Genomic DNA, 14,468 nt, shown 5'->3' with positions numbered 1-14,468 from the left:
CACTGCAGGCATGCAATGAGGGGCGCGCGGCGCAGCCACTCCCACGGCCGCGGCATAACGCGCTTTCATCACGGCGGCGGCGTTGCACTCACTCCTGGCCGCCGCCGCACGCAGCGGCGCATGGCCGCACAGCGCTTGTTCGCGCCTCATCACAGCATGTCCCACTGCATCGACAGGTAGTAACTGCGACCGGTGACACCGGTCATCTGCCAGCGGCTGGCGATGTCCTTGTACGCCTCCTCGGTGCGGTTGGTGAGATTCAGGCCACCCAGCTGGAAGCTCAGCCTGTCGTTGACCTGGTAGCCAAGCACCGCATCCAGCTGCGTGCGCGCCTTCATGGTGTGGCCTTCGCGCGCGAAGAAGCTGTCGCTGCTGTCCTGTTCGTACTCGCTGCGATGGTTGAGCGAGACGCGCGCCGAATAATGCGTGCTCTCCCAGTACGCGGTGGCGTTCCAGGTCTGTTCGGACAGGTTGCGGATCTGGAAATCGGTATCGCGCTGCGGAATCACCCGGGTGAAGTTGGTGGTCACCCCGAAGCCGTCGATCGGCAACCAGGCATCCAGCGATTGCGTCCAGCCCAGTTCGTAGCCGCGGATCTTGACCTTGCTCGGATCGTTGGTGGTGGCGGTGATCTCGTAGATATCGCCGCCGCTGTCCACGCAGTCGCCGGCCGCGTTGCTGGACAGCGCAGTGCCGTTGAAGGCGGCCGGGCAGACGATGCTGTTGAAGGTGCCGTTCTTGATGTTCTTCCAGAAGCCGGCCACGGTGAGCGCGCCGCCATTGCCGTAATACCACTCCAGGCTCAGGTCGGCCTGGTCGGCGGTCAGCGCCTTCAGATCGGTCTGGCCCTGGGTGACGACATAGGTCGTCGTGCCGCCGGTATTGGTGCCGGTGGAAATGGTCGAGGCAATGGCGGTATTGCTGTCCAGGATCGGCCGTACCAGCACCTTGGCGGCGGCAAAACGCAGCAGCAGGTCCTCGCGCATGTCCAGCACCAGGTTCAGGCTGGGCAGCCAGTTGGAATAGTCGTACGGCGCACGCGCGGTGCCGATCACCACATTGGCATCGTCGCTGGCGGCCTGCGCCTGGGTCAGGTAGGTGTCGGTGGTGCGCTTGGTGTTTTCGTAGCGCAGGCCGAGGTTGCCGCGCAGGCGCATGCTGCCGATGTCGGTGTCGATGCGCGCCATCGCATAGGCCGAGGAAATGTCGTTCTCGATGCTGTAGCTGCTTTGCGGCGCGAACAGGACCGGCACGCTGATGCCGGCGGCCGCCAGCGAGCGCGCGTAGGCGGCGATATCCGGAGTGACCCAGCTGTCCTGCGAGGCGAGCTGCCCGTCGAGGAAGTTGCTCACCGTGCTGTTGGCGGCCGACAGTTCCGGGAACATGTCGAAGCCCGATACGGCACCGGTCCTGAGCAGATACAGGAAGTCGCGCCGGCGCACATCGCGCTCGAAGGTCTCGCGGCGGTATTTGGCGCCGAAGCGCACCGCATTCAATGCACCCAGCTCCAGATACCGTTCGGCATCCAGCTGCAGCGACCATTCCTTGTTGCTGAGCGACTGGATGGAACCGTTGGGATACTCGCTACGCACCAGATTGGCCTTGTCCCAGGCGCTGGCATCGGTGGCGTCGGCATCGGTGGTCAGCGAGATCGCGTCGGGATTGGAGGTATCCAGCAATGTCGCCGAGGGAATCCGGCCCAGGATCGCGGCGCGCTCGTTTTCGTCGGTCTTGCCCTGGGTGTAATTGGCCGCGCCACTGAGCGTCCAGGCATCGCCCTTCCACTTGAAGTCGTAGCTGAGCAACTGCGTGGACAGGTCGTGTTGTTCGATCTGGCGATTGTTTTCCAGCCAGTAGTCCGATGCCGCCACCTGCGTGGCGGTCAGGCCGTTGGTCTGCAGCACCGTCAGCGGGGTGCGCTCGAACGAGTACACCAGCTGGTTCATGTCGTTGGCGGTCTTGTCCTGCGAATACAGCGCAGTGAGGTTCATCTCCAGCTGGTCGTTGGGCTTCCACTGCAGGCCGCCGTTGAACATCTTGCGGGTGGTCTCGCGCTCGATCGAGCGATAGCGCGGGCGGCGCGGGATGTACAAGGTGCCGGCGTCGATGTCCTGCGTGTACCAGCGGTCGATCCACAGATAATCGGCGCGGTCCTTGAGCTTCTGGTAGCCGGCACTGAGGAACACGCCCAGTTCGCCGCCGCCGACCTTGAACTGGTCGATATAGGTCAGCACGCCCTTGGGCGTGGGCGAGCCACCGGAAAATTCCGCATACTGGGTCTTGGCCGAGAACAGCAGCTTGGTCTGCTGGTAATCCAGCGGTTTGGTGGTGTTGATGTTGACCGTGCCGGACAGGCCACCGGCATCCATGTCCGCCGACGGCGACTTGATCACCTCGATCCCGGCGGCCACCTCCGGCTGGATGATGTCGTAGCGGAACCCATCGGTGAAGTCGGCGCTCTTGATCACCTGGCCGTTGATGGTGGTGGCCGAATACTGCGGGCCCAGGCCACGCACGCTGATGGTGGAGCCGCGCCCGTTGATGGTGGAGATCTGCACGCCGGGAATGCGCTGGATTGCCTCGGCGATGTTCTCGGCGGGAAACTTGCCGATGTCCTGCGCGGAGATGCCATCGGTCATGCGCACGTCGTCGCGCTTGTTATCCATCGCGGTGATCAGGCTCTTTTGGTAGGAGCTGGTGACCTTGACGGTGTCGAGCTGGGAAATCTGCGCCGATGCCGCCGGCGGCGATTCCTGCGCCTGCGCGTTGGCGCCGCAGGCAAGCAGCGACAGCGCAATGGCGAGGGACAGCGAGGAGGGCGAACAACAACGCAACGCGGCACGCGGGACAGGTGACATGGGAGATCCTGAGGTGGAATGGCTGGACGACGACGCGGCTGGCATTCCGATCGATCAGCGCTGACAGATCCCGGCGTTGGGCAACCCACCCACACGCGCACAGGCCACCAGTTCCGGACGTCCGGAACCGCCTGCGATCTGTTGTCTGCGAGCACCCCGTACGGCCCCCCGTGGGTGCCGATGCCGTCTCCCTCCCAGGACGGTCATCGCCTGTCATTGCTGATCAACGGCCCTGACTGGCAAATACCAATTCAGTGGATTTGATTCTTATGGTCTTTAAAAGATCCTGTCAACAGTCACTGTCGAAAGCGTTTTCCGCCCGGCCGGGATCGCGCGCCAAGGCCTGTTTTTAAAGACCTTCGACGGTGCGTGCAGGGTCATTTGGGTGCGGCGCGGGTATCGTTGTCACAGGACCAGTCACCGACCAATCGCCGGTAACCAGACCAATTCTCCAAGGATCCGGCGGCATCCGATGCACCGAAAGCATTGTGGGTGGCATCACAGTCCAGTGCCGCGCGCTTCTACGTCATCGAGGGCGGCATGCCTGCCGCGTCGCCGCAGCCACGCGCTGCAGCGATGACTGCTGGCCGCGCCAGGGCGACAACGATGTCAGCGGACTGGATAGAAGCGGCGCTGCGTTGGCCGGGACAAGGACACCGGCTGTGCCCATGCACGCGAATGGTGCAGATGGAAAATCGCGCCACGCCCGGCGAGCAAAGCTGCGCTCAGCGCAGTTGCCCCTGGTCGACGCGCAGCAAGGTGCGCTCCGGGGTGGCGGCAAAGCCCAGCAGTTGCAGGCCCACGCCCAGCACCGCGTCCTGCCCCGGATCGACACGCGACTGCAGCTGCCAGCGTCCATCGCCCCACAGCTGCAGCTGTGCATCGGCCTGTACGCCGGCAGGCAGCGCGGCGTCGGGCAGCAGGGTCAGCACGGCGGTATCGCCCATGCAGCGCGGTTGTCCGGTCAGGCGCAACGGCGGTAGCCCGGGCAGCTCGCCCGCCCCACTTGCCAGCACTTGCAGGCCAACCCGCCCAGCGGCCTGCACGCAGCCGGCGGCATTGAACAACAGATCCACCTGCTGCAGCTCCAATGCCAGATCGATCAACGCCATGCCCGCTGGCTGGCGCAACAGCAACTGGCCCTGCGCATCGCGGATGCCGTGTTGCGCGCCATCCACCAGCAGCAGTTGCAGCTGCGTGGCCTGCAGGTGCACCTGGCGCTCTCCACGCACCAGTGGCCACAGCCGCGGCCGTACCGTGACATCGCCGAAGGCGACGCCTTGCCATTGCACCTGCCGCAAGGTGCCGGCCCATACCGGCCCCTCCACGTCCAGCGCCGAGAATGGCAGGCCCTCCCGCGGCAGCACCAGGCGCAGCGGCAGCCATGCCAGCAGCGCGACACCCACCATCAGCAGGGAGATCAGGATCCAGCGCAGGCGCGTCACGGTGCAGGCTCCGCAAACCCGCAGCGTACCCGGAGTTGGCCCTGGTCGCGCACGATGCGCAGTTGGGTCGGCACCAGGCCATGCGCCTGGCGCAGCCGCTCCAGCCAGCCGAACAAGGTGACGGCACTGACCGCATCGATCTGCACCTCCACCCCACCCGCTGCACTGCGCTGCTGCAAGGTGATGCTGACGCCGGCATCGCGTGCACTGCTGGCGATGCGCTCGGCCAACGCCGCAGTGCCCGGCGCGGTGGCGGGCTCTTTTGCCGATGCCTGTGCAGAGGCGTCCAGGACCAGCTGCGCCGCAACGGCATAGCGCTCCTGCGCCTGGGCGTGCCAGTGCCGCAACGGGGTGTAGAGCGCGTACCAGCCGACAAACGCGGCCAGTGCGGCGCACATCACGCCCAGCATCAGCCGCTCGCGCGGCGCGCGCGCCTGCCACCACTGCATGCTGCGTTGCAGGTAGGCATTCATCGCGACTGCTCCAGTGCGAACGGTGTCCGCATGCGATCGTCTTCGGTCTGGCTACTGCCCGGCTGCAGCTGCCATCCTGCTTCGGCCAGCCGCGCGGACAGCTGTTGCAGGCTGGCGCCATCGCTGTGCAGCAGTGTGCCGCGCAGCGGCTGCGCAGCCTGATAATCGAGCTGGTCCAGTTCCGCCGCCGGAACGGCATCGACCGCTGCGAACAGGCTGCCGAGCTGCACGGCCAGGACATCGGCGGCCGCACCCGCGTGCCGGCGTGCCTGCAATGCGGCCGGTACCGCCGCCGCATCGCGCACGCCCAACTGCGCGGCGGCGCGCGATTGCAGCAGGCGCGCGCCGATTTCGTAGCGCAGTGTCTGCGCCAGCAACAGCACCAGCGGCGACAGCAGCACCAGCGCGGCCAGCACCGCAAGACGGCGCGGAGTGACCGTCTGTGCAGCGGCCGGCCTTGCGGCGAATGCGTGCTGCAGCAGGTTGATCGGCGCGCGCATGGCGCCTCGCGCAAAGCCGGCAATGGCTTGCGCGGCGTCAGGTGCCGGCGGCGCTGCCGGTGCGCGTTCGCCCAGCAGCATGCGCGCGGCCTCCGGCTCCAGGCTGCAGGCCAGCCCTGCGCCGCGGATCAGCCAGCGGCCATCCCAGTCCATCACTGCTGCCGCAGCGTCCGCGCCGGGTTCCAGCAACAGGCAATCGGGCACCACCGCGTCGGGAACGACACCCAGCTGCGCTGCACGCGCCAGCCACTGCTGCATCACCGCGTCGTCCACCGCAGCGACCAGACGCGTGCCATCGGCCTCGACGCGATCGGCGATCACCACATGCAGGCCCGGCGTCTCGACCGCCAGGTGCTCGGCCAGGTGCAGGCGTGCAGCCGCGACCGATTGCGCGATGCTGCGGCCGGGCAAGCACAGCCAGCGCAGGTGTACATCCACGCCCGGCACCACCAGCACGGTACGTGCGGACGGTTCCCACGGCGCGCTGGCCGGGCGCTGCGACAGCACCTGACCATGCGCATCCACACGCACGGCAATCGCCGGCGCAGTGGCATCGGCGGGCAGCAACAGCAAGCTGGTACTCATTCGTCGGAACTCCATTGACGCGCCACCAGCCGCACGCGCCCTGCAGGGTCTTGTTGCAGCAAGGCATCCAGCATCACCTGCGCGCCTGCATGGTCGACCTGGCTGTAGAGCGAGAAGTAACTGGTGCGCAGTGCGATCTGTTCCAGCACCGCATTGGAAGGCTCGGCCTGGATCAGCGCAGGCTGGCTCAGGAAGGTCCTGACGTTGCGCCATCCTGCGGCCGGCCGCGCGGCGATGACGCGGCGCGCGGCCGGCAGTTCCAGAACGCCTTCGGTCAGTGCCACCAACACCGGCGCATCTTGCGGGCGCAGCGTATTGATATTGACCGGCGACAGGCGCGCCTCCGGCAATGCACACACATACGGCCGCAACTGCGCGATCACCTGCGGCGTGTAGCCGGCAATGGCGCGCAGCTCGCCGACGCCCGCCAGCAGGGTCGCACCGGTGCGTCGCGGCACTGCCAATTGCAGATAGTGTGCGTCTTCGGCCCCCTGTATGCCGGGTTGGCTGTCGCTGTCGATCCAGTCCACCAGCGCATCGGTCAGCGCCTGTGCCTGTTGCGGTGCGATGCCCAGCACGTCCAGCAAGGCGCGGTACTGGCCTGCGCCGTCGTCGCTGCGCTGCCATTGCTCGGGCGCACCGGCGACCACGCTGTTGAGATTGAAGCAGCCGCCGCGATCGCGCAGGCGCACGCTCACCGTGCCGTCGTCCAGCGGGAAGATGATCGGCTGATCGTTCCAGCCGCCTTCCAGCGTGGTGCGCATCGGATCACGCCTGGCCAGTGCCTGCAGGCGCGCGCGTGCAACGGTTTCGGTGCCCAGCGCATACCACTGCGCCTGCGTCATCGCCTCGCCGTTGCCGCTGCGGCGCAGGCCAAAGCGCAGATCGTCCAGCACCGCGACCATCAGCAGCGTCATCACCGCGACCAGTAACAGCACCGTCAGCAGTGCGACGCCACGTTGCTGCCTGCGTGCATTCAAGGCCGTCATCCGCGCCCCTCCGGCAGCAGGAACAACTGGCGTACGCGGCCCCATTGCTCCAGGTCCAGCTCCAGCGAGATCGCATCCGGCAGCGCGTCGAGCCCCCCGCTCCAGCCATCGCTCCACTGCGCGCGATAATGGAACCCCACCACCGCCGAGCGCACGCCATGCAACACCACCTGCGGCGTGCCGGCGACCGCACCGTCGAGTGCGGGGCGCGCACTGCGCTCCAGGCGTCCGTCGACCAGGCGGTATTCCACGTATTGCAGCGACGCACGCGGTGCCTGATCCGGATTGCTCCAGCCGCGTCGCACAAAACCGAACAGCGGACCCGGCACACCGGGCGGGCTTGCGACGAACGCGGTGCGTGCAGCGCTGCCTTCGCTATTGCGCGTGCGCCGCACTGCGGCCTGCTGCAGGTCGCTGCGCAGCAGGCCATGGGCAAGCTGGAACTCGCGTACCTGCTGCAGGCGCGCACGCACGGCATCGCGCTGGTCGATGCTCTGCCGCATCACCACCACCGCCGCCACTGCCACCAGCGCGAACACCGCCAGGGCGACCAGCAGCTCGATCAAGGTGAAGCCCGCGCTGCCACGGCTGCCTGCTGCGCTGCGACGTACACGCATCATTCGGCGCTCCGCAAGACGCTGAGGCTGGCGATTTCCTGCGCCTGCGCTGCAGCGCGCACCTGCACCTGGATGCGCACGATGCCCGCAGCACCGGCCGGCATCGACTGACGCTGCCAGTCCCAGCTGCGTCCGCCCAGCGTTTCCTGCCCGTTGGCCGGTACCAGTGCTGCAGCCGTGGGCGCGAGCATCGCGTCGATCGCCTGGTTTTCCGCCACCACCGCGGCCAGCGCACGCTCTTCCAACACCACCGCGGTACGCGTGCTTTCGCCGGACACGTTCAACAGACCGACCACGGCCATGCCGAAGATCGCCAGCGCGACCATCAGTTCGAGCAGCGAAAATCCGGCGCAGGCATCGGGCTTACCGTAGGGGCGCATCGACCCGCACCACGCCGGCGGCGTCCACCACCACCTGCAGCTGTTGTTGGCCGTCGGCCAGCGCGATGCGTTGCGGCGTGGCCGCACCGGTGGGGTCGAAGCGCACGCTCACCTGCGTGCCGCCCACCGGCATCTGCGCCTGCACACCGGCAGGCCAGCGCATCGCGGCGAAAGGTCTTTCATCCAGCGGCACCCAGCGTTGCTGCGCCTGGCGGCGGAACCTGTAGCCACCTGCATCCACGGTCACCTCGACCATGCGCAGGCTCAGGATCGCCTCGTCGCGTGCATGGCCCAAGGCACCGGCCAATGCATCGGCCTGGTCGTGCAGGTCGCGCCGCGTATCCGGCAAGGTCAGCACCACCAAGGTGCTGGCGAGTGCGGTGATCACCAGGACGGCGAGCAGTTCGAGCAGGGTGAAGCCGCGCGCCTGCGCCCGCGACGCACATGTCCGTGCTTGCCTTGCGATGGCCGTTTGCGCGAACACTGCCGCACCTCAGCGCCAGTTGCCGATATCGGCATTGTCGGCGTCGCCGCCTTCGGCGCCATCGGCACCGAACGAGTACACATCGAAGCCACCGTTGCGGCCCGGGCGACGGTACTGGTAGGCGTGGCCCCACGGATCTTCGGGCAGGCGGCGGATATAGCCGCCCTGGCGGTAGCGCTCCGGCGGGGTCAGGCCGCTTGGCGCGGTGAGCAAGGCCTGCAGGCCCTGTTCGGTGCTCGGGTAGCTGAGGTTGTCCAGGCGATAGGTTTCCAGTGCCTGTTCCAGCACAGCCACGTCGGCGCGTGCTTTCTCGACCATGGCGCGGTCCTGGCTGGGCATCACGTTGATCATCACCACCGTGGCAAGCAGGCCGATGATGACGATGACCACCATCAACTCGACCAGGGTGAAGCCGCGCGTTCGCGCTTGCGAGGACAGCGAGCAAGGACGTTGGCGGTGACGGATGGACTGCATGAGGATCTCCAGAAATAGGCGGCCGCGCTCAACCAAGCGCGAGGGTGTTGAATTGCAGGATGGGCAGCAGGATCGACAGCACGATCACCGCCACCACGCCGCCGAGCAGCACGATGATGGCCGGCTCCAGCAGGCTCATCGCCGCGCTGGTAAAGGAGGCGAACTCGCGCTCCAGATAATCGGCGGCGCGCTCCAGCATCGGCGCCAGGCGCCCGCTGTTTTCGCCGCTGGAGGCCATGTACAGCAGCGTCGGTGGAAACACGCCGGCGCGCTTCATTGCCGCGGCCAGGCTGCCGCCCTCGCGGATTGCCGTGACCATGTTGTCGGTGGCCAGCCGCAAGGCGCGGTTGTCGACGGTGCGCGCGGCGATCATCAGGCCTTCCATCAGCGGCAGCCCGCTGTTGACCATGATCGCCAGCGTGCGCGCCATGCGTGCGGCATGCAGGTCGCGGATCAACCGGCCGAGCAAGGGCGCACGCAGCACGGCGCGGTCGGCCGCCAGGCGCAGCTGCGGGCGCTTGAGCAGGCGCAATGCGGCGATCACCGCAATGACCAGTGCCGCCAGCAGCGGAATGCCCGCATGCAGCAGGAAGTTCGACACGCCGATCACCGCGCGCGTCAGCAGTGGCAATGCGCGGCCCATCGAATCGAACTGGTCGACCACCTTGGGCACCACGAAGGTCATCAGCACGATGACCACCGCACCGGCGGTCAGGGCCAACGCGGCCGGATAGACCAGTGCAGACTGCAGCTTGCTGCGCACCTGTGCCTGCCGCTCCAGCAGATCGGCCAGGCGCTCGAGCACCTGCGGCAGCGCGCCGGCGCTTTCGCCGGCGGCCACCATCGCCCGATACAACGGCGGAAACGCACTGCCCTGGCGCGCCATCGCATCCGACAGGCGGAAGCCTTCGACCACCAGCCCATGCGTCTGGCTGGTGACCCGGCGCACGCCGCGACGCTCGGACTGCGTGCCGATGGTGCGCAGCGCTTCCTCCAGCGGCGCGGTCTCCACCAGCGTGGCCAGCTGGCGGGTGAACAGCACTAGATCCTTGCCGCTGAAACGCGCCGGACGCACGCTGCTGGCCGCCACCGCCGCCTCCACGCGCACCGGCACCCACTGCCGCTGCTCCAGTTGCGCGCGTGCACCCTGCGCCGAGTCGGCGGTGATCACGCCCTGGCGGCGATGCCCGTGCAGATCGAGCACGGTGTAGTCAAACCGCGGCATGCGCATCGTCCTGCTGGCGGGTCACCCGCAGCGCCTCTTCCAGTGTGGTGAGGCCTTGCAGCACCGCTGCACGCGCGGCATCGCCCAGGCGCGGGGCGCGTGCGAAGGCCACCGCCGCCAGGGCATCTTCATCGGCGTTGTCGCCGATCAGCCGACGCATCGCATCATCCACCGCAATGGCTTCGTAGACGCCCACGCGCCCGGCGTAACCGCTGTGATGGCAGGCCGCGCAGCCCACCGCGCCGTAGAGCGTTGCATCGGCCGGCGCCTCCAGCATCTGGCGGGTACCGGCATCCAGCGGGCGCGGGGCGCGGCACTGCGTGCACAGGCGCCGCACCAGCCGCTGGGCCAGGATCAGCCGCAGGCTCGATGCGAGCAGGAACGGTTCGATGCCCATGTCGCGCAGGCGCGTGACCGCGCCCACCGCATCGTTGGTGTGCACGGTGGACAGCACCAGGTGACCGGTCAGACTGGCCTGCACGGCGATCTGCGCGGTCTCGGTGTCGCGGATCTCGCCGATCATCACCACGTCCGGGTCCTGGCGCAGGATGGCGCGCAAGCCGGCCGCGAAGGTCATGCCGACACGTGCGTTGACCTGGGTCTGGCCGACGCCGTCGATGGCGTATTCCACCGGGTCCTCCACCGTGAGGATGTTGCGCGAGCCATCGTTGAGCAGGCTCAGCGCCGCATACAGCGTGGTGGTCTTGCCCGAGCCGGTCGGCCCGGTCACCAGCACGATGCCGTTGGGCACCTGCAGGGCGCGCTGCACCGTGTGCATTGCCGCCGGCGGCATGCCCAGTTGCGTCAACGACAGCGTGCCCTGCTCCTTGTCCAGGATGCGCAGCACCACGCGCTCGCTGCTGCGCGTGGGCAGCGTGGACACGCGCACGTCCAGTGCCTTGGCACCCATCACCAGCGACACGCGGCCATCCTGCGGGATGCGTTTTTCGGCGATGTCCAGCCGTGCCATCACCTTGACGCGCGACACCAGCAGCGGCGCGATGCGTCCGGGCAAGGTGGCCGCTTCGCGCATTACCCCGTCCACGCGCAGCCGCACGCGCAGCCGCGATTCGTAGGATTCCAGATGCACGTCCGAGGCGCCCAGGCGCGCGGCCTCGGCGATGATGCCGTTGATCAGGCGGATGATCGGTGCATCGTCCTGGCTGTCGAGCAGATCGGCGGTGGGGATGTCGTCGATCAACGAATCCAGGCTGCCGTGCAGGTCCAGCGCCTCGACCTGCACGCCCTGCTCCATGCCGGCATCGGCATAGATCTCCGACACGTGCCGGTCGAACACCGACGGTGCCAGGGTGCGGACCTGCAATGGCAGGCCCAGCGCACGCCGCAGCTCGATCAGGGCCTGCACATCGCCGCCTTCGCGCAGGCCGATCTGCGCGGCGCTGTCGCTGCCGAGCAGCACCACGCCGTGGCGCTTGGCGAACGCATAGGAAATGCTGGCGCGCGCAGTGTTCATGGCATCAGCGCTGCGCGGGACGCGCGCCGGGCGCAGGCGTTGTTGCCGGCGCCGGCACGGCTGGCGACGGCGCCGCCGGCAGCTGCGGCGGTTGTGCGCGCAGGTAGTCGCGCACCAGTGCATCGAGCGCGGCTTCCGGGTCGCCATCGGCCAACTGGCGATCGCGCAGGTAGTTGTAGCGCGGTGCGGTCATGCGCTGCGCATCGGCCGCGTCGCGGATGATGGTGGGGCGGATGAACACCATCAGGTTGGTCTTGTCGCGGTTGCGCGACTTGTGCCGGAACAGCGCGCCCAGCCCGGGCACATCGCCCAGCAGCGGCACCTTCTCCACGGTCTGCCGGTCGTTCTGGTCGAGCAGGCCGCCGAGCGCGACGATGGCGCCGTTTTCCACCACCACGCGGGTTTCGATCTGGCGCTTGTTGAATACCAGCTCCGACGACTGCGCGCTGACCGGCCCGGCAATGGCCGAGACTTCCTGCTTGATCGCCAGGGTGATGCCGCCGGCGGTATTGATCTGCGGGCGCACTTCCAGCTCCACGCCCACGTCCTGGCGCTGGATGGTGCGGAACGGGTTGTCGTTGGCCGCGCCCAGCACTTCGCCGGTGGTGATCGGCACTTCCTGGCCGACCAGGATGCGTGCCTGCTCGTTGTCCAGGGTCATGATCGACGGGGTGGACAACAGGTTGGAGCCGGTGTCGCTCTTGACCGCATCGATGATCATGCCGAACACCGCATCGTTGCTCTGCCCGGCCAGCCCGATCAGGCCGCCGCTCAGGCCCAGCAGCGATTGCGCGGCCACATTGCGCGCCTGTTCCAGCACCGAATCGTCGTCGCCGTTGTTGCTGCGCGTGCCGGCCGCTGCCGCGGCCAATGGCACGATGCCCGGCGACGCGCCGCTGTACTGCGTGGCGATCAACGGCACCGTGCCATTGCGGCCGGCCAACAGCAGCTGCACGCCCAGGCGCTTGGCCGCGGTGTCGGAAATCTCCACCACGATCGCTTCGACCAGCACCTGCTCGCGATGCACGTCCAGCTGACGGATCACATCCATCAAGGCGCGCTGGGTTTCCGGGTCGGCATTGATGATCAAGGCGTTGGAGCCGGGGTAGCGCACGATCACCGGGCGCTTGCCGGCGGCCGGCGTGATCACCTGCGTCTGCGCAGCGCCCGCAGCAGCGGCGGCCACATCCACCGCGCTGGAGCGCGTGTCCTGCCCAGGCTGCGCCTCGTTGCCCGGGGTCTGCCCGACCAGTTGCTGCAACACCGGCAGCAATTGCTCGGCGCTGGCGTGTTGCAGGCGCACCACGCTGACATCGCCGCGACGTTCGGCACGCCCATCCAGATCCACCGCAGTGCGCACCACGCGCTGCACCAGTGCCGGGTCGCCGCGCACGATCAGCGAGTTGCTGCTGTCCACCGGCAACACCGACAGCACGTTGCTGCGTTCGCCGGCCTGCCCGAACAGCGAGGTCAGCGTGCGCGCCAGTTCCTGCGCGGAACTATTGAGCAAGCTCACCGTGTCGATTGCCGCGCGGTCGGTGTCGATCTGCGCGACCAGGCCACGCACGCGGCGCAGGTTGTCGGCGTAGTCGGCAATCAGCAGGCTGTTGCCCTGCGGCATCGCCATGATCACGCCGCCACGGCCGATCAGCGGCTTGAGAATCTCCGCAGCGCTGCGCGCATCCACGCGTTGCAGGGTGAACACCTGCGTGGCGAACCCCAGGTTCCCGTTGGCCGCGCTGCCGGGCTGCTGCGCAGCGGTATCGTCGGGAATGATGCGATAGGTCGACGGCCCGCTGGACACCGCGATCAAGCCATTGGCACGCAGGACCGCCAGCAGCATGCCGAGCAGGTCCTGTTCCGACATCGCCTGCGCGCGCGCCACGTTGACCGTGCCCTGCACGCGCGTGTCCACGATGAAGGTGATGCCGGTGGCACGCGACACGTCCTGGATGAAGACACGCAGGTCCACGTCCTGCAGGCGCACGGCCGGTGCGTCGGCGGCATGCAGCGACACCATCGGCACCGCCGGCAGTGCGAGCAACAAGGCGGCCGAAAGCAGCCATGCGGGGCGGGCAGCAGTCATTGCGGGCGCTTCAAGGTCATGGTGTGGGTCTGGCCGTCGCGGCGGTAGGTCAGCGTGGCCGCCTGGCCATCGCGCAGTTCGTCCTGCAGCTCACGCAGGTGTTCGGCATCGAGCGTGCGGCCATTGAGCTGGGTGAGCACATCGCCTGGGGCCAGGCCGGCCTGGCGCAGCAAGGCCCCATCGCCGCGCGGCATCACGGTGAACCCGCTGCCATCCTCGCTTGCACGCAGGCCGGCGGTGGTGAGCAGCTGTTGCGGGTCGACAGCCATTGCCGTGGCCGTGCCAGCCGCTGCGCCGACATTCGACATCACCGCAGGTGCGGCGCTGGTGGCTGCTGCCGCGCTCGTTGCTGGCGAGGGCGGCGCCGACGACGCTGTGGATTCCACCAAGGCCAGACGTCGCACGCCGCTGCCGGTACGCAGCAGCACGTGATCGCTCGCGATCGCCTGCACTGTCACGCCAGCTACCACGACATCGCCAATGCGATACGCGCCTTGTCGGCCATCGCCACTGCTCAGGAACGCAGCCGCTTGCGTGCCGCCTGCGCGGACACCATGCAACACGATGCCGTCGCTGCTGGCCTCCGGAACGCTGCGATGGAACACATCGCGGCGCAGTGCGGGCAGCTCCGCATTCGCGGGCGCGGCGACCTGGGCGATGCCCAGCGGCCCGATCGGGGTGATCACCACCCACAACACGCGCGCGCATTGCAGCGCCAGCAACGCGAGCAGCACGCAGGCCACCGCGCTGCGGCCACGCGCCGACATCAGGGGTTTCAAGGAGGGCAAAACGCGCTGCAAAGCGGACATCCGTCTCAGGATTGCGGTCGGATGACAGAATGCGGCCGCAATGTGTCAGTTCGAAGAAAGCGATGACAC

At 67.8% G+C, this 14,468-nt stretch carries 13 protein-coding genes; all 13 read right to left on the bottom strand.

The window, feature by feature from the left end; genetic code table 11:
* Positions 1-149 precede the first annotated feature (149 nt).
* On the bottom strand, positions 150-2,858 hold the full coding sequence (locus tag CPBF1521_RS03890; RefSeq protein WP_115676059.1) for a TonB-dependent receptor: 2,709 nt from the start codon (positions 2,856-2,858) through the stop codon (positions 150-152).
* A gap of 725 nt (positions 2,859-3,583) precedes the next feature.
* The gene (gspN, locus tag CPBF1521_RS03885; RefSeq protein WP_370659370.1) at positions 3,584-4,267 is read right to left on the bottom strand and encodes a type II secretion system protein N; all 684 of its coding nucleotides are present in this window, start codon (positions 4,265-4,267) and stop codon (positions 3,584-3,586) included.
* A gap of 32 nt (positions 4,268-4,299) precedes the next feature.
* Positions 4,300-4,776: a type II secretion system protein GspM gene (gene gspM, locus CPBF1521_RS03880; RefSeq protein ID WP_115676057.1), complete on the bottom strand. Its 477-nt coding sequence runs from the start codon at positions 4,774-4,776 to the stop codon at positions 4,300-4,302.
* Entirely contained in the window at positions 4,773-5,861 is a 1,089-nt protein-coding gene (gspL, locus tag CPBF1521_RS03875; RefSeq protein WP_115676055.1) for a type II secretion system protein GspL, read from the bottom strand. The genes gspM and gspL overlap by 4 nt, the downstream gene beginning before the upstream one ends.
* Positions 5,858-6,850, bottom strand: coding sequence for a type II secretion system minor pseudopilin GspK (gspK, locus tag CPBF1521_RS03870; protein WP_115676053.1), 993 nt, complete (start codon positions 6,848-6,850; stop codon positions 5,858-5,860). The genes gspL and gspK overlap by 4 nt, the downstream gene beginning before the upstream one ends.
* The gene (gspJ, locus tag CPBF1521_RS03865) at positions 6,847-7,470 is read right to left on the bottom strand and encodes a type II secretion system minor pseudopilin GspJ (RefSeq protein ID WP_115676052.1); all 624 of its coding nucleotides are present in this window, start codon (positions 7,468-7,470) and stop codon (positions 6,847-6,849) included. Before gspJ ends, gspK begins: the two co-directional genes overlap by 4 nt.
* Entirely contained in the window at positions 7,467-7,847 is a 381-nt protein-coding gene (gspI, locus tag CPBF1521_RS03860) for a type II secretion system minor pseudopilin GspI (RefSeq protein ID WP_115676050.1), read from the bottom strand. Before gspI ends, gspJ begins: the two co-directional genes overlap by 4 nt.
* Entirely contained in the window at positions 7,831-8,313 is a 483-nt protein-coding gene (locus tag CPBF1521_RS03855) for a GspH/FimT family pseudopilin (protein WP_115676517.1), read from the bottom strand. Before CPBF1521_RS03855 ends, gspI begins: the two co-directional genes overlap by 17 nt.
* A 27-nt stretch (positions 8,314-8,340) precedes the next feature.
* Positions 8,341-8,805, bottom strand: coding sequence for a type II secretion system major pseudopilin GspG (gene gspG / locus CPBF1521_RS03850; protein WP_115676516.1), 465 nt, complete (start codon positions 8,803-8,805; stop codon positions 8,341-8,343).
* A gap of 28 nt (positions 8,806-8,833) precedes the next feature.
* Positions 8,834-10,030: a type II secretion system inner membrane protein GspF gene (gene gspF, locus CPBF1521_RS03845; RefSeq protein WP_115676515.1), complete on the bottom strand. Its 1,197-nt coding sequence runs from the start codon at positions 10,028-10,030 to the stop codon at positions 8,834-8,836.
* Complete coding sequence (gspE, locus tag CPBF1521_RS03840; RefSeq protein ID WP_235858395.1) at positions 10,017-11,504, bottom strand: type II secretion system ATPase GspE; 1,488 nt, start codon at positions 11,502-11,504, stop codon at positions 10,017-10,019. Before gspE ends, gspF begins: the two co-directional genes overlap by 14 nt.
* Positions 11,505-11,508: 4 nt before the next feature.
* Positions 11,509-13,590 carry a type II secretion system secretin GspD gene (gspD, locus tag CPBF1521_RS03835; protein ID WP_115676046.1) on the bottom strand — a complete coding sequence of 694 codons (2,082 nt, stop codon included), beginning with the start codon at positions 13,588-13,590 and terminating at the stop codon, positions 11,509-11,511.
* Positions 13,587-14,399, bottom strand: coding sequence for a type II secretion system protein N (locus tag CPBF1521_RS03830; protein WP_115676044.1), 813 nt, complete (start codon positions 14,397-14,399; stop codon positions 13,587-13,589). Before CPBF1521_RS03830 ends, gspD begins: the two co-directional genes overlap by 4 nt.
* Positions 14,400-14,468 lie beyond the last annotated feature (69 nt).

The organism is Xanthomonas euroxanthea, assembly GCF_900476395.1.
Taxonomy (GTDB): Bacteria; Pseudomonadota; Gammaproteobacteria; order Xanthomonadales; family Xanthomonadaceae; genus Xanthomonas; species Xanthomonas euroxanthea.
This window is presented reverse-complemented; position numbering and strand designations above follow the sequence as displayed.